The 15,659-nt window shown below is 48.9% G+C and carries 10 protein-coding genes and 1 pseudogene; 4 read left to right on the top strand and 7 right to left on the bottom strand.

Annotated features, from left to right (window positions below; translation table 11 throughout):
• Positions 1-90: 90 nt before the first annotated feature.
• The 3 genes from KME11_06670 to KME11_06660 all read right to left on the bottom strand — a co-directional run bounded on the left by KME11_06670 (position 91) and on the right by KME11_06660 (position 5,188).
• Positions 91-2,262: a hypothetical protein gene (locus tag KME11_06670; GenBank protein ID MBW4514892.1), complete on the bottom strand. Its 2,172-nt coding sequence runs from the start codon at positions 2,260-2,262 to the stop codon at positions 91-93.
• Between the two features lie 258 nt (positions 2,263-2,520).
• Positions 2,521-3,789, bottom strand: a complete 1,269-nt coding sequence (locus KME11_06665; protein MBW4514891.1) for a dihydroorotase — start codon at positions 3,787-3,789, stop codon at positions 2,521-2,523.
• Between the two features lie 43 nt (positions 3,790-3,832).
• Positions 3,833-5,188, bottom strand: coding sequence for a histidine phosphatase family protein (locus KME11_06660; GenBank protein ID MBW4514890.1), 1,356 nt, complete (start codon positions 5,186-5,188; stop codon positions 3,833-3,835).
• Positions 5,189-5,399: 211 nt separating this feature from the next.
• On the opposite strand from KME11_06660, the gene KME11_06655 reads away from it, so the two are divergent.
• The 4 genes and pseudogenes from KME11_06655 (at position 5,400) to KME11_06640 (ending at position 9,840) form a co-directional block, all read left to right on the top strand.
• Positions 5,400-6,887: a CPBP family intramembrane metalloprotease gene (locus tag KME11_06655; protein ID MBW4514889.1), complete on the top strand. Its 1,488-nt coding sequence runs from the start codon at positions 5,400-5,402 to the stop codon at positions 6,885-6,887.
• A gap of 87 nt (positions 6,888-6,974) precedes the next feature.
• Positions 6,975-7,192: pseudogene (locus KME11_06650) on the top strand (nitrite reductase (NAD(P)H) small subunit).
• Between the two features lie 117 nt (positions 7,193-7,309).
• Positions 7,310-8,659: an ATP-binding protein gene (locus tag KME11_06645; GenBank protein ID MBW4514888.1), complete on the top strand. Its 1,350-nt coding sequence runs from the start codon at positions 7,310-7,312 to the stop codon at positions 8,657-8,659.
• Positions 8,660-8,691: 32 nt separating this feature from the next.
• Positions 8,692-9,840 (top strand): tetratricopeptide repeat protein, encoded by a 1,149-nt coding sequence (locus KME11_06640; protein ID MBW4514887.1) that lies wholly within the window; start codon positions 8,692-8,694, stop codon positions 9,838-9,840.
• 120 nt (positions 9,841-9,960) lie between these two features.
• On the opposite strand, the gene uvrB is transcribed toward KME11_06640, so the two are convergent.
• The 4 genes from uvrB to KME11_06620 all read right to left on the bottom strand — a co-directional run bounded on the left by uvrB (position 9,961) and on the right by KME11_06620 (position 15,646).
• On the bottom strand, positions 9,961-12,021 hold the full coding sequence (gene uvrB, locus KME11_06635; GenBank protein MBW4514886.1) for an excinuclease ABC subunit UvrB: 2,061 nt from the start codon (positions 12,019-12,021) through the stop codon (positions 9,961-9,963).
• Positions 12,022-12,186: 165 nt separating this feature from the next.
• Positions 12,187-13,596, bottom strand: coding sequence for a DUF2974 domain-containing protein (locus KME11_06630; GenBank protein MBW4514885.1), 1,410 nt, complete (start codon positions 13,594-13,596; stop codon positions 12,187-12,189).
• 172 nt (positions 13,597-13,768) lie between these two features.
• On the bottom strand, positions 13,769-14,584 hold the full coding sequence (locus KME11_06625; GenBank protein ID MBW4514884.1) for a hypothetical protein: 816 nt from the start codon (positions 14,582-14,584) through the stop codon (positions 13,769-13,771).
• Between the two features lie 39 nt (positions 14,585-14,623).
• Positions 14,624-15,646 carry a M20/M25/M40 family metallo-hydrolase gene (locus KME11_06620; protein MBW4514883.1) on the bottom strand — a complete coding sequence of 341 codons (1,023 nt, stop codon included), beginning with the start codon at positions 15,644-15,646 and terminating at the stop codon, positions 14,624-14,626.
• Positions 15,647-15,659 lie beyond the last annotated feature (13 nt).

Below are 15,659 nucleotides of genomic sequence, written 5' to 3'. Positions count from 1 at the left end.
TCTCCTCGATAACACAGCGGATAGAGCCAAATTTACTGCGAATGGGGGACTGAATGTTTAAGTGCTAAGAAATTTTAACAACTGTGCTGCTTACCCCTCTAATTCTTCTCGCGATAATGCGGAAAGTTCGGGTGAAATAACGGAGCGGCAAACGACAGCTTTTTGACTTTCGCTTTGGCTAGTCATTTCAATCGCGATCGCTTCAAACTGCACTTCCATACAGCCTAGAGGTAGAGTGATTGTGGTTTGCGCTTTGAGGGCACCGAATCCATTAGGTTTGAAGTCAACTAACCAGCGTGGACCCTCAATGAGGACGCGGAGATGGCGATCGCGTACCCATAGCTTGGCGTAAACTCGCGTCGCAGATTTTGGCAGCTTCACCGTGATGTTAATCATCTGTCCGGCAATGAGTTCGCCGGGTGGAACTTCTACCTGTGGAACAGGAACAGGCTCGGCAGCCTGAAATCTACTAAAAGCTGGGTCAGACGGTGGCTGATCAAGCTCGTCATCATCCACCACAATTTCTTGGTCAATCGGATTGGCTCGAACAATGGCGGCGGGTTCGCGCAGCCAGTCTGATATCTCAGGGTCGGTTGCTAGGGTTTGGAGGCGGTTGATGAAACGATTCTGTAGATTAAGCGACTGGAACGCCCGGTCTTCTGGAGAAGCAGGTTTCTTCGGCTGGAGTTGTCGCCAATTGAGCGTGCCGTCAGCAGCAATTTCCCAGTCTTCGTCCCAATCGCCAATAAGTTCATCTATACGGTCGGGGGGAACGGGTTCTTTGGCTGCCGGGGCGATCGCGGTTACTTGAGCAAGAGGGATTTCTGTGGAAGTTGTTGCAGCGGGTCGATCCTCTAAATCCGCAGCATCGGCTTTTGCAGAGTTGGAAAGATTGGCAACGATTTCGGTAATCACGGCGGAGTCAAGAACTATCGTTTCTTGGGATTGTGCTGTTTCATCGGGTTCAGCAGCAGGATGACTTCCATTCACGGCATCGCTGACAGCAAAGGACGGTAGATCTAGCTGGCGAACTTTTGCAGAATGATTTGTAGGATGAGTGGGATACAACTGGGGCGGCAATAAATTTTGTTCTGAAGATTGGAACTTCAGTAGCGTTTGAGTAACAGGTGGAATGTTGAAGAATGAAAGGTCAATTTTGGCAGGCTCTGGTTCTTTGGGGACAGTGGCTTGAGAGGGGAGTGCTAAATCTGGGTTGGAGAAATTGTTGGCGATCGCTTCAAGCAATTCGTGTAACTCGGTCGTTACATTGAAAGATTGAGTCGCTAAGACAGGCGGCAATTCAGACTGAGCAATGCCGTAAAGGGTTAATTCTCCCAGCACCAGGTAAGTTGAACTGACGGGCAAGGACAACTCGCAGGCAAAGGGAATGGGCAACGGCTGATTTTCTGGAACTTGATAATGCTGCGCAAACAATATCTGAGAGTTCTGCGGATCGAAGAGGCGAAGATGGAGTTGCCCTTGAATAGGAACGGAGTCAGATGATTCTTTTAGAGCAGCGATCGTTCCTGTGATTGTCAGGGGTTGATGGCGCTGAATCACCCAAGTATCCTGAGTGAGGATTAAACGCAAGGGTTGGCTTTCTACGACAGCAGGAATCTCGATCGTCGCTTCTGCGGACGGCACTAGCTGTTCTTGTATAGGCTGGATGGGATGCGATTCGTCGATATTAGCTATCTTGGGAGCTTCTGCCAATTCTGCCAATACCGGAGAATTTTCTACGGGAAGCTCTGAAGCGGCGATCGGTGCAACAGGCAACTCAATCAGCGGCACTGAAACCTCAGGTGGGCTATCTGCCTCTAGTACCGAGCTAGGGGCTGAGTCGGGGGCTACGGCTTCTGCCCTCGCCAAGTCAACCTCAATGGGTTCGTCATCGTGCCAGCTAGAGTCGAGATCGACAGACGACACCTGCAACTGCACCATTTGGCTCCAGCCCTTGCCCAGCATGTCGTCCATTAAATCGCCTGTGCAACGGAGTTCCCAGTCTCCGGGCTGCAAACGGGTGAAGGGCATGATTACCACTAATCCCTGGGGATTTGTTTTAGCAGAACGCTTTTGAATGCGGCGAACAGGAGGCACTTCGTCAAGGTCTTGCTGTGTAATTTTAATTTCGAGGATGGTGTTAGGACGACTAGAACGAGCAACGACGCGGTACCGTCCTTCTAAAATTTCGACGTTGGGAGACTCCAACGGTAACCAGGAGCGATCGCCCTCTTTCTGCAATAGAAATTCCCAAAACTCCATCTTAAACCTCTGGTTAATCAGGGACTTTTGCCTCGAATGTTGCCACGAACCCACGGTCATGATCTCGCAACTGCGATCACAGTGCAACCCAGTAGATGTAACCGAATAACCTTTAATGTGAACCTAAAACTTAATGAAGCTTCATAGCACAGACGTTTCAGGCTACCATAGGCGGCGATCGATCGCTAGATAGATGTCAGTTCAGATAGATATAAGTTCAGAGTAATGTAAGTTTCTCAATCCTAGAATAAGCGTCTCTTACTTTTTTCCTGTTTGCCAAGTCTTCACCACCTTCCCGATGATTTCTTGTCCTAACCAAAAGGTGTTGTAGGACTGAGATTGCAAGCTTGCAGGGGTGACTTGCCAAACCTGTTGCGGGTCAAAAAGAGTCATCTCGGCAGATAGACCCGGAGCGATCGCGCCAGGATTTTGCTGTAAACAAAGCGCCGGATGGGTACTCAGGCTACGCCAAAGTGCTAATGCTGTCCAGTCTGCGGAGGTTACGAAGGCTTGCCAAAGCAGCGGCAATGCGAGTTCTAGCCCAATGGCACCGGGGGGCGATTCAGCAAAGGCGACGGTTTTTTCTTCGTAGGTATAAGGCGTATGGTCAATGGCGATTGCATCCAGCACGCCATCCTTAAATCCTTGAATGAGGGCGGCTTGGTCGGACGGATTGCCAAGGGGTGGCTCGACACGCAGGCTCGTATGGTAGCCGCGAATGTCATTGACGTTTAATAGCAAATGCAGCCAGGTGGTGCTGGCGGTGATGGACAAACCGCGCGCTTTTGCTGCCTGAATTAGCTCAACGCTACGGGCTGTAGAAACGCGCATGATATGGATGGGCAATTGAATATCGGCTACACATTCTAGGAGTGCAGCTAAGGCTGTGGTTTCAGCGATCGCAGGACTGTTGGGTAAGCCCAGGCGCAGGGCGGCAATGCCTTCACGGACTACGCCATTACTAGTGAGATCGGGGTCGCAGCACCAGAAGGCGATTGGTTTGTTGAAAGGCTGAGCGTATTCCAGCGATCGTCTCACTAAGGCTGGATTAGCCAGAGGTCTACCATCGGCAAAGCCAATTACTCCACCGTCTGCAAGTTCTGCTAGCTCAGCCATTTGCTGCCCTTGGGTGCCCAGCGTCAGTGCGCCCCAATACTCGACTTGGACAGAGGAACAGGAGCAAACTTGGGTGCGCATCCATTCAAGTTGGGCAGGATGATCGAGGGCGGGGTGAGTGTCGGGGAGGAGCGTTAGGCGGGTAAACCCTCCGACGATCGCGGCTTTGAGGAGGGAGTCTAAAGTCTCACGCTCTTCAAATCCAGGTTCTCCAGAATGGCTGTACAGATCGACCAGTCCGGGCCCAAGTACTAGTCCAGTGCAGTCGATAACTTGAGTATCTTCGGGGCGATCGAGGATAGGCGCTTCGACTGCGGTAATAATGCCATCAGTAATAAGAACGTCGGCAATTTGGTCAGTGTCGTAAACAGGATTGAGGACGCGGGCTTGGCTGAGAAGGATAGAGGTCATGGGAATCGTGGCAGGTCGGTCGGGCTAAACGTAAGCACCTCGTTCATAGAGCGCCAGCGGCGGTTTTGTCGAGGATGCTGCCCTGATGGGTAGTAATGTTCATGGCTTGGATGACGCATCTGCCCGTTGCACCATCGGGGTAGTCGATGACACTGACGGCTCCGTTGCCCTGCTTAAAAGTCCAGAACTTTTCAGGAGATTGCCCCGCGAGGTAGCAAAGGATGGCTTTATTAACAGCATCATGGGCGGTGACAAGGACAGTTGTAACTTGTCCATCGGGGTTGGCAGGAGTAGTGGCAAGGATGTGAGTCCATGCGGCGATCGCCCGTTCCCAGACCTGTTGCAGGTTCTCGCCTTCGGGCATTTGCACAGTTTCGGGATAGTTTTGCCACTGGGCAAGTTCGCCCGGAAACTCTTGTTCAATTTCTGACTCTAGTTTGCCTTCCCAGAGTCCATGGCTGATTTCGACCAAGTTGTCGTTGAATTCGAGGGTAACCTGGGGATGATACTGCAAGATGATTTCGGCAGTTTCTTTGGGGCGCAGCATTGGACTGGTGACGGCTCGGTCGATCTGAAAGTTTTTAAGAAAGGCTGCGGCTTGTGCCGATTGGATTTTACCGTTTTCGTTGAGTGGCACATCAATTTGACCTTGGAACCGCTGCTGTCGGTTCCAGTCGGTTTCGCCGTGGCGCACTAGCAGGAAGCGAGGGCCACGCTGCCCTCTACGAATGGGGGGTAGGGGATGACCTAAATGAGCCGTGAGATTAATAGATTCGAGTTGAACGGGTGCGCCCAGTTCGCCTGAAAAGTTGAGGACACTGATACCGCAGTTAGATTGATAGAGTACTTTGTATCCGGTTATGCCCAAATCCATTGCGGCGCTGATCAAACAACGATTAATACCGCTGTGGGCGATCGCTAAAATGGTTTGTCCAGGGTGTTTGGGTAGGATTTCTTGCCAAAACCTTTGGGCTTGCTCGTACAAGGCAACAACTGGGTAGAAGGTTTGGGTGCCTTCTGAAGTGACAAGCGGCATTTGCAACTCGTGGGGGCGATCGCGCCAGCACTCGTAAAGCTCTGGAAACTTCTCCTCAACTTCTTGAAAGCTCAGCCCTTCCCAGAGGGGCAGGCTAATTTCTCGGAGGTTTTTGGTAATCTGTAGCTCGGAGGGAGCTTTGTGATTGAGACTGGCTAAAATCAAGTCAGCCGTTTCCCGTGCCCTTTGGAAGGGGCTGCAATAGATCGCATCGAACTGTAAATCTTGAAGAGCAACGCCTGCCTGGGAAGCCCCAAGTTGACCCGCTTCGGTCAGTGTCGATTCATCGCAGTGCCCTTGCACTCTGCGTTGAGCGTTGTAGGTGCTTTCACCGTGCCGAACTAAAATTACGCGAGTAGCCAGGACTGTACCCTCCCTGCATCACAAAGCATCAGCATTTTACCCCGTTTGGGTCACAGCATTGAGTGTCAGAATGGCGATCGCAAGATGACAGGAAGTGCTAGGCAGATGCTAAATACGCTACAACGATGGACGATGCGATAATGCCAGAGGCGGACGTGTTGATTTAAACATTTCCTGAAGTTTTCTATGAAGTCTAAGTGCCGTGAATAACCTGAAACGAATTATTTTGAGCCTGATCACCGTGACGGTGGTCGTTTTATTGGGAAGCTCCTTGTTTGCAAGTTTGAGCGAACCGCAGATTAGCGATCGCATTGAACTATATCAGACCGATCTGGTGCTGCGTGCCACCGAGCTAAATCCTAAAAGCTTGTCGGGTTCGCAATTGACGGCGGTGCGCAAAAATCTCTTGGGTGAAAATCCTTTCAAGACAGCGCTCGAAGCCTATCAAGAGGTGCGGAAATCGGCGCAAACTAACCTAGATAAATTTCAGGCTCAGCTGGTTCCACCGTCCCTGACCGATCCACAGAAGCAACTGGTCAAAGCTAGCCAACAACAACAGGATTTAATTCACCAGCTTGACCTCAGAATTGGGTTGCTTCAAGTCAAGGAAAATCAAATTTCCACAGCGCTCAAAACCTGGGATGCAGTTGCGACTCAAGCCGAAGATTCCTCTTTGGCTGCTACCGCTGGGGTGCTGGCTGGGCTGTGGAGTGAGCCGCCGCAACTTTTGCCCAATGCCGAGCCACAAATTCAAAAGCATTTAGAAGGCTGGTTTCAGGATCAAGGGCTGACTCGGCTTTACCAACTGCAACAACGAACGGATGCGTTAGTGCCCTTGCAGGCAAATGCGCAGGTGAATGCTCAAGAGACTTTGGTGAAATTGGCGATCGTGGGGGCACTGCCTGCAGTAGGCGGCATCATTGGCATATTTTTGTTAATTGGATTTGCGGTGCAGTGGGTGCGGCGGCGATCGCTCGATCCGTTGCTGGCTTGGGAAGTTCCCTGGACTTGGGAAACGATTTTACAGGTATTAATGATAGGGTTCTTCTTCTCAGGACAGATTGCATTGCCGTTGTTAATCAAATCATTAGGCATAGATTTTTCAGCGTTTGGCGGACGCGCAAGCGCGGTTAATACGTTGATTTATTACGTACTCATGGCGACTTCTGCCCTGACAATTTTGTATCTTTCCATTAAGCAGCATTTGCCCTTGCCTGAGGGCTGGTTTCGCCCAGGGGGAAAGCGCAACTGGTTTGCCTGGGGCTTGGGGGGTTACTTTGTGGCTTTGCCGCTGATGCTGTTGGTTTCAGTGCTGAACCAACAAATTTGGCAGGGGCAGGGGGGCAGCAATCCGCTGTTGCAAATTGTCTTGGAAGAGGGCGATCCGGTGGCATTGGGAATGTTCTTTTTCACAGCAGCGATCGCCGCTCCAGTGTTTGAAGAGATTTTGTTTCGAGGCTTTTTGCTGCCTTCTCTAACGCGGTATTTCCCAGTGGGTGGAGCGATCGCCCTCAGCAGTCTCATCTTTGCAACCGCTCACCTCAGCCTTTCAGAGATTTTGCCGCTAACTGTGCTGGGGGCAATTTTAGGGTTTGTGTACACGCGATCGCGCGGGTTATTGTCATCCATTATGCTGCACAGTCTTTGGAATAGCGTCACCATGATTGGACTGTTTATTTTGGGCAGTGGAATGAATTAAGAATGAATTAGAGATGGATTAGGGATGGAAGAAATGGGAGGCGATCGTCATGACCACGATGGCTCAACAGATGACCAGTGATGAACTATAGAATCGCCCTACAAGCGAGAGAGGAGGTTGAAAGGTTATGTGCTTTCTCGCAGTATTTTGGGCGATCGGCAGGGCGTTCTAAAGTAGCTTCTCCGATTTACAAACAAAACTTTAATTTGATTACGGGCGAATGTTTTGATGATGAGACGGTACGTGTCGCGGTCTTTCTGGTGCGCGTGGTAGACGGACATGTGCAGGTTGGAATCGAAGCATAATTAGTTTGGCTTTGTTGCGCTGCGCCTAACACCTCGCCGGATATAATCCATCATTAATTAGCTGGACTGGGCTGTTAGAATGGCGGGTGTTCTTCACCCAAGACTGGCAGCAGCGATATGGCTCAGTTCGATCAGGCTTTTATGAAACGGCTTTATACTGCGTTTGACCCGTTTCGTCAGTTGCAGGCAAATGATCCGGAGTGGGTGGATTGTCAATCGGTGCGGGGCGATGAGGACGTGTTGAAGGGCTTGGGGCGGGAGATTTTGCGCTCAGAAAGGGTTACCTGTCAGCTTTATTCAGGGCATACGGGTGGGGGAAAATCGACGGAACTGCTGCGGTTGAAGCAATTTTTGGAGGATAACCAGTATCGGGTGGTGTATTTTGCGGTGGATGATGAAGATTTGGAACCGGAGGATACGGAGTATGGCGATGTGTTGATTGCCTGTGCGCGGCAGTTGATTAAGGAGTTGAAGCCTGCCAAGCCGGATGAGAAGACAACCATGGGACGGTTGCAAACTTGGTCGGATAAACTGTGGCGATCGCTCCATGACCTTGGTTTAACTGAACTCAGTCTAGAAGAATTTGCCTATGAAACGCCAGACTTAGGTTTGGGCAAACTTTCCACTACGATTAAAACCAACACTGCCAAACGCCAACAAATTCGCCGCCAAGTTGAGTTAGATGCGGATTCGCTGATTGATATTTTGAACCAGTTGATTCGAGATGCACTGAATGGAGAACCGAGCGATCGCCTTGTATTAATTGCCGACAACCTCGATCGGGTGGTGGAAAAGTTTGACCCCGATTCTCGGCGCAGCAACTATGAGCAAATCTTTGTCACTCATAGCGATGACCTAAAGGCGCTAGATTGTCATTTGATTTATACCGTGCCAATCTCGTTGGTGTATTTGTCTCATGCGATGGCAATGGCAGATCGCTATAAGCCTGTGGAGGTGTTGCCGATGGTGATGGTAAAAACGCCCGATGGTCAGCCTTGCCCGAAGGGCATTGAGGTGATGAAAGACATTATTCAGCGGCGGTTTAGGGCGGCGGATCAGAGTTTGGATTTGGTGGATGTGTTTGAGGAAATGACGGCGGTCGAGCAGTTGTGCTTGATGAGTGGTGGGCATGTGCGAAATTTGATGACTCTCATGAAGGAGACGCTGCAACATACGGAGACACTGCCGATTCGGAATCGGGCAGTGAAGCGGGCATTGTCAGGATTGCGAGACACCTATCGCCGCACCATTGACGAGCCTGACTGGGTATTGCTGGCGCGGGTACATCTAGACAAGATAATTATCAATAATGATGAGCATCGGAAACTGTTGTTTCAGCGCTGTATTTTGGAGTACTGGTGTTTAAATGAAGAGGAGGAAGAAGTAAAATGGCATGATATCCATCCATTGATTTTCGGAGTAGAGCGGTTTCAAAGTGCGCTAAAGCAAGTCTCTACGGGAGAGTAGGGCACCGATTTATCAGCAACTAGAGGCATCTGATGCAGAATAGCCTGAGTGAGTGGGATCAAGATCTGTCGAGCGATGCAGACGAAATTTATCGCTCCTTTTATCGGGCGCTGCAACGGACAGAGGACTTTGGGCTATTTTTTGTGCGCTGTGTTGAAGGCGAACGGAACAAGTTAATTGAGCGATTACAACAAGATTTGCTGAAGAAAAAAATAGAGCGACTAACGTTAGAACTTCCCGTTGAAGACGGCAATTTGTATAAAATAATTAGTCAGTTGCCCAACAGAAATGAGATTGACGTTCTATTTATTTCTGGCATTGAAAAATCGCTAGAACCTTACATCCAGCCAGGATTTGGTGGACAAGGAGATTACTACAAGCGCGATACAGTTCCGCGCATCTTGGGGCATCTAAACTTACAGCGCGAACGCTTCCGCGATGATTTCCCGTTTGCTATTGTGTTCTTAGTACCATTATTCGCATTGAAATATTTCATGCTACGATCGCCCGATTTCTTTGATTGGCGATCGGGTTTGTTTGAATTTCCGCAGGAGAAGGAGGACGTTGAGCGAGAATTCTCTCGTCTCTTAGCAAGGAGATCTGAAGCGTACGTTAACCTAACGTATCAAGAGCGCATGGATTACCTGCGAGATATACAATCTCTGATTGATGAAGATTGTATATCTTCTGAAATTAAATCTGTTCTCTGGCAAGAACAAGGATTGATTTGGTATCGTGATGGCAATTTTGAAGCAATGGTCGCATCGTTCGATCGAGCGCTTGAACTCAATCCTATCAATTCTCTTAATTGGTTCATTCGAGGGCTGGCACTAGCCAAACTAGGACGCAATGAGGAGGCGATCGCCTCCTATGACCGTACTCTAGAGATTAAGCCCAACTCATACGGAGTTTGGTATATTCGGGGACTAGGATTAGGCAATCTGGGGCGCATTGAAGATGCACTTGTTTCCTTCAACCGTGTTCTGGAGATTGAACCCAATACTGCAAATGCCGTTTACGGTAAAGCTTGCTGTTATGCATTACAAGCAGATATAGAGGCAGCGATCGCCCACCTTCAACAAGCGATCGCCCTTGACCCCAGCTACCGAGAAATGGTAAAAACCGACAGTGATTTCGATCGCATTCGAGACGATCAGCGATTTCAGGATTTGCTTGAATAATAAGCTATGGGAGCAAATCATGCTGCCAAGCTAACTTTCTTTAAAGACATCCTTATGAACGCCTTGCCATTCGCCCAAACCTGCCGAAAGTCGACAAATCAAAGCTGTTGTGCCTCCGACTTAAACCTGATTCGCGCGTTTCCCCACTAAACGATCGCGCAAATGTTTAATGCGATCGCGGAATTTTGCCGCTTCTTCAAACTCCATTTTTTTTGCAGCTTCTTTCATTTGTGCTTCCAATTGCACAATTAAGCTAGGGATATTTTCCAATGGTAAATCATAGGAATGCTCGTAAACTTCTTCTAGCTCATGGGCGCTCAAGCGGCGAGATACATCCAAAAACGCCAGAATAGAATTTGATGTGCGGCGGATAATGGAAGTGGGTGTAATGCCGTGTTTTTCGTTGTAAGCCATTTGGATGGCGCGACGGCGTTCGGTTTCGCTGATGGCTTTTGCCATACTGTCGGTCAGGTTATCGCCGTAGAGAATGGCTTTACCCTGGACATGGCGGGCGGCTCGACCAATCGTTTGAATCAGCGATCGCTCTGCGCGCAGGAAGCCTTCTTTATCAGCATCTAAAATGGCAACTAGCGAGACTTCGGGTAAGTCTAAGCCTTCCCGCAATAGGTTTACCCCAATCAGAACGTCAAAATCTCCGTTGCGCAAATCTTGAAGAATCTCGATTCGTTCAATTGAGTTAATCTCGGAGTGAAGGTAACGGACTTTTACAGATCGTTCTTGAAAGTATTCCGTTAAATCTTCCGCCATACGTTTGGTTAGCGTGGTTACTAACGTTCGCTCGTTAATTTCTGCTCGTGTCAGAATCTCTCCCAATAGATCATCGATTTGTCCTTCAGTGGGTCGAACAAAAATCTCTGGATCCAGAACGCCTGTCGGTCGGATGATTTGTTCAATCACTCTTCCGGTGCCAGGAACGTAGATTTGCTTCTCGCCAACAGTGTCTAGTTTACCGCCCGATTGCTCTAGCTCCCAAATGCCTGGAGTCGCTGAAACGAAAATACACTGGTTCACTTTTTCCCAAAATTCTTCTGATTTGAGGGGGCGGTTGTCGGCGGCGCTGGGCAGACGAAAGCCGTGATCAATTAGCGTCATTTTTCGAGAGCGATCGCCGTTATACATGCCCCTAATCTGTGGAATTGTGACGTGCGATTCGTCAACCACCAACAGCCAATCATCAGGAAAATAATCGATTAAGCATTCTGGGGGTGCGCCAGCGGTGCGTCCGGCAAGATGACGAGCGTAGTTCTCAACGCCGTTGCAATACCCGACTTCGCGCAGCATCTCCAGGTCATAGCGGGTGCGTTGCTCTAGGCGCTGTGCCTCTAAAAGCTTGTTGTCTTTTTCCATCTCTTCGAGGCGATCGCGCAGTTCTTGCTCAATGGCATTACAAGATTCCTCTAAGCGATCTTCTGGCGTAACAAAGTGACGGGCTGGATAGATATTTACAGCGTCCATACTTTGAAGCGTTGCGCCTGTAATCGGATCGATATACCGAATAGCGTCAATTTGGTCTCCAAAGAATTCTATCCGAATAATTCGGTCTTCGTATGCCGGACCAATTTCTAGAACATCGCCTTTAACTCGAAACTTTCCCCGTCCCAGGTCAAGATCGTTCCGTTCGTATTGTACTGAGGCGAGATCTCGAAGTACTTGCCGCTGATCAACTTCTTTCCCAACTCTGAACGGTAGGGCAGCGTTAAGGTATTCTGAGGGAATTCCTAAACCATAAATGCAGCTAATAGAGGCAACGACAATCACGTCTTTGCGCTCGAATAGCGATCGCGTTGCCGAGTGGCGCAGCATATCAATTTCTTCGTTAATGGATGCTGTTTTGGCAATGTAGGTATCGGTAACTGGAATGTACGCTTCGGGTTGGTAATAGTCGTAATAACTAATAAAATATTCGACGGCGTTATCAGGAAAAAATTCTCGAAACTCGTTGCATAGCTGTGCTGCCAGGGTTTTGTTATGAGCCAGAACTAAAGTAGGTTTACCAATATTTTGAATGACACGGGCAATCGTGTGGGTTTTACCCGTGCCCGTCGCTCCTAGAAGAGTTTGGAAGCGATCGCCCGCTCTGGTATTTTTAATGAGTTTAGAGATGGCTTTAGGTTGATCTCCGGCAGGTTCGTAGGGAGCTTGAATGTCGAAATCTGTCATGGTGGCTGGGTGGCTGTGTAGCGGGGTCTACGTTCTAGATCCTAGCGATTTTTGACAGATGTGGGGTGAGAATTGAGAAAGAGAAAAAAGATAATTTCTTGAGCAGGTCTGCAAGCGACGAAACTGGCAGACCTGTAATCTACATGGCTAGGCTGCATGACTCAACTATACAAACCGAAATTGATTGCTATTTAAGCTTAAGTTTGCTTCATTCTGAACAACGCCCACTAGCTCTAGTCTTACGCCCTGGCTAAGAAAAATTCCTGTTCCCAGGTTGATATCTTGTAAACGATAGTCACGACGGGTGCCATTTAGTTGAATTTTGTCGATCGCTTGCAAGTCTAAAATCAATGCAAAATCTCTCCTTCTACCGTCATCATAGTAAGCCTGATTTCTATCTCCCAACACGAACACATCTCGATCGCCACCCCCGCGAAGCTGATCGCGTTCCCCTTGTCCAGGGGCATTAGCCTGAGCGTTCACGCCTACGAGGCGATCGTGTCCACCTCCTCCGATTAAAATGTCGTTTCCTTCATCCCCAATTAATCTATCGTTGCCGCCGTTCCCAGATATTAAATCGTCACCCGCACCCCCTCGGAGTTGATCATTACCGCCTTTGCCCAACATTTGATCATCGCTTTCTTTTCCATTAGCAATGTTGTCTCGCCGATCGCCCACCAAAATATTTGGCTGCTCAAGTGCCACGGCTGCCCGTGCTCCCGAAATCAAACCGAGGAAGGAGAATCCTGGAGAAACTCGTAAAGCTTCAACGCTGCCCCTGGAAGTTAGAGCATTGGCAACGTTGTTGGGTGTAGCTTGATAAGCTGCGATAAACTCTCTAAAATCGGTTTCTTGATTAAAGTTGAAACCCGCGTTACTTAATTCTTGAACAGTAATGTTGGTTTGAGTATAACCAGGGGGCGGCGTGCTGAGAAGTCGTCTGCCTGCTGCGAGTTGGATGTGTTTATCTAGGGCAAAAATTGGCTCTACGGTGGTGCCGTCAGTGTAGGTTTGCAGCACAACTGAACCAGGTAAGTAACCTTGCCCACCCAAGCTCACTAAATCGCCGCTAACAATGTAATGGGTAATGTTTTTAGCAATGCCCTTTTGTTGATACTGCTCTACTATTGGGTTGTTAACACCAGGCGAGTTAAAGGTGACGAGGTTACCGATTTGATTAGTCAGATCAGCAGCAGCGAGTTGAGCGATCGCCCCGCCCATGCTGTGTCCAATCAGGTCAGGCTTGAGGGTGGCACCGCTAAACTTAGCGAGCCAAGTGGCGATCGCTTCTCGGTTTGCCAAAAACTGATTAAACCCAATGCTTCGCAGATCAGCATTAGCAATATCATCAATGGGTTCATCTGCGGCACGAAAAATTAGAACTGGCGGTTTCTCTGCTATTAACGAGGTTAGCCCAAGCGCCTGAAATCCGGTCGCAGGATCATTAAAAACCTGATCAATTTTGTAACCTGAAATTGTCAAAAAAACGTTAGACAGCAAGCTAAACTCAGGTTTGTCGAACCCGTTTATTATTTCTTTCGCCAAAATCTCATAAATTGGAGCTAAAGGGGTCATTGCTGTATCTCTCTGGTATTTCCGCTCCTATCGTAAAGTTATTTAAAAGCAACAGACGTTGAAGAATGGTGTACTTTTATTTAGTTGGAAAAAATCAAGATTCTTAAATTTCAGATTGCTTTCTTTCTTCTAAAATCTTAAGTCTTAACTAAATCTTAAGTCTTAACTTAGGTTATTCCTTAGGGCAATAGAGGCCCCCACCTTGATAACGCCAAGCCACGTCTTCAGGGTCTAGGCTTTTTGACCATTCGCTAAAACCAGCCTGTCGTTTACGTTGGCGCACCGTGCTTTTGCTAACGCCGAGCCGCTGGGAAAGTTGACGGCAAGAGAGGCTATTGTTTGGGGCAAATTCATCGAGCAGCGACAGATAAGTCTCCCAAAAAACAAATAGGGTCGTCACAAAAATGAACACGATCGCTTCAGGACGTTTCAGGTAATCCGGATTACCTGAAGTTTCTGCAAGGGCTGAGCTAGGGCGGAGAACAAGTGAGGATGTATCCATAGGAATAAGAGCAACTTGGGTTGAGGTAACCTCTGTCAGTAAGTTTTGAGACAAAGGGAGAATAGGTTCTGTATCAGGTACTTCTGTTTCAGATATTTCTACTTCAGAATCAAAAAGGCTGGCTTCAGCCTGTTCTGGAGTTGAGAGATCGCGATCGGCGCTATCTGGCGTAGTTAGAACGGGTTCAACGTAGAACTGGCTTTGTATGACCTCGTGCCAAGCATGATGATGGCTGTTCTTCTGCCGACCGTAAACCATGATGGTTTTGAGCGAATGAATTTTGAGAACCTCTATGCTAGAACGAACAAATGAAACAGCGATAGGCTGTTCCGGAGTAGACTCTCCTTCAAAGAGAAGATGCAGACAGTGATCTTGATTCTTTACCCGTACCGAGATGCCCAAGGGCTTTGTCACTTGGTTCATTAAGCTGGCGATCGCCGCCGGGTCACCCTGCTTGGCTAAACTCAAGACTTCTGAAGATGCCATGATTTTTTCCTTTCAACCTCAGCATCTTTTATGATCCCATCAATCGCTCCCTTGCAACAAAGCTGTCACGGCATTAACAATAACTTGGGCAGACCCAAGAAAAAATTCGCGATCGATGGTTTCTAGGGTGTCAGTCGGTTGATGGTAGTGAGGATTTCTAAAATTAGCGGTATCTGTCACTAGTACGGCTCCCAGCCCGTTCTTCCAAAAGGGGGCATGGTCACTTCGCACTAAGTCGGGGGTGAAGTTTCCAAAGGTGGGAATTTCTAAGGTTAAGACTTGGGGCAATGTGGGGCGCGTGCTTTGGGTAAAGCTATTAATCAGCGCCGGATGCCCCTGGTTACCAATGACTGCCAAAAAATCACCGCGATCGGTGGGCGGCGTGATGGGCAGCATAGGTGGATAAGACTGGCACCCTGCCTGGTAGCAAGCGTAGCCGACCATATCGAGAATGACTGCGCCTTTAAGGTTGTCCTGCTGATCCGGCTCGTCGATAAAAGCTTGGCTGCCCAACAGACCAACTTCTTCAAGGTCGAAAAAGACTAGCTTCAGGGTGCGGGGCGTAGCCGCACTAAGCAAACGGGCGGCTTCCAAAACGGTCGCTAAACTGGTAGCGTTATCGTCGGCTCCGGGCGATCGCTCGACCGAATCGTAATGTGCTCCCAGTAAAATTGCTCCTGCGGTCGGGTCACTGCCTGTTCGCTCAGCATAAACGTTAACTCCGCTAGTGGCACTAAGCTCAAAGGGCATCTCTTGCACCGTCCAGCCCGCATCTTGCAATGCCCGAAGAATGTAGCGCCTTGCCTTTTCCCGATCTGCCTGAGCATAGCGGTTAAAAGTTAGTGATTCTAAATCGGTCAGCAGCCGTTGAGAATCGACGGTGGGCATAGGGGCAGGTCGCACCTGTTGCATGAGTTGGGCATTGCTGCCGGATTGAGAGTGCCCTGATTGAGAGTGAGTTGATTGAGATTGGGTTGATTGAAATAAGGGCGATCGCTGCCAACTGACCCAAACCGCTAGAATCGTCGAAACAAATAGCCCCAGCCAGATCCATCGCTTCATGGAACTCCTTCAA

Origin of the sequence: Timaviella obliquedivisa GSE-PSE-MK23-08B (assembly GCA_019358855.1) — a bacterium.
Taxonomy (GTDB): Bacteria; Cyanobacteriota; Cyanobacteriia; order Elainellales; family Elainellaceae; genus Timaviella; species Timaviella obliquedivisa.
Note: the sequence above shows the minus strand (reverse complement) of the source record. Positions and strands in the feature narration are given on the sequence as shown.

What these genes read in the sequence shown, in the direction of transcription:
- KME11_06670 (MBW4514892.1), bottom strand. Translation starts at nt 2,262, where the DNA reads ATGGAGTTTTGGGAATTTCTATTGCAGAAAGAGGGCGATCGCTCCTGG.
- KME11_06665 (MBW4514891.1), bottom strand. Translation starts at nt 3,789, where the DNA reads ATGACCTCTATCCTTCTCAGCCAAGCCCGCGTCCTCAATCCTGTTTAC.
- KME11_06645 (MBW4514888.1), top strand. Translation starts at nt 7,310, where the DNA reads ATGGCTCAGTTCGATCAGGCTTTTATGAAACGGCTTTATACTGCGTTT.
- KME11_06640 (MBW4514887.1), top strand. Translation starts at nt 8,692, where the DNA reads ATGCAGAATAGCCTGAGTGAGTGGGATCAAGATCTGTCGAGCGATGCA.
- uvrB (MBW4514886.1), bottom strand. Translation starts at nt 12,021, where the DNA reads ATGACAGATTTCGACATTCAAGCTCCCTACGAACCTGCCGGAGATCAA.
- KME11_06630 (MBW4514885.1), bottom strand. Translation starts at nt 13,596, where the DNA reads ATGACCCCTTTAGCTCCAATTTATGAGATTTTGGCGAAAGAAATAATA.
- KME11_06625 (MBW4514884.1), bottom strand. Translation starts at nt 14,584, where the DNA reads ATGGCATCTTCAGAAGTCTTGAGTTTAGCCAAGCAGGGTGACCCGGCG.
- KME11_06620 (MBW4514883.1), bottom strand. Translation starts at nt 15,646, where the DNA reads ATGAAGCGATGGATCTGGCTGGGGCTATTTGTTTCGACGATTCTAGCG.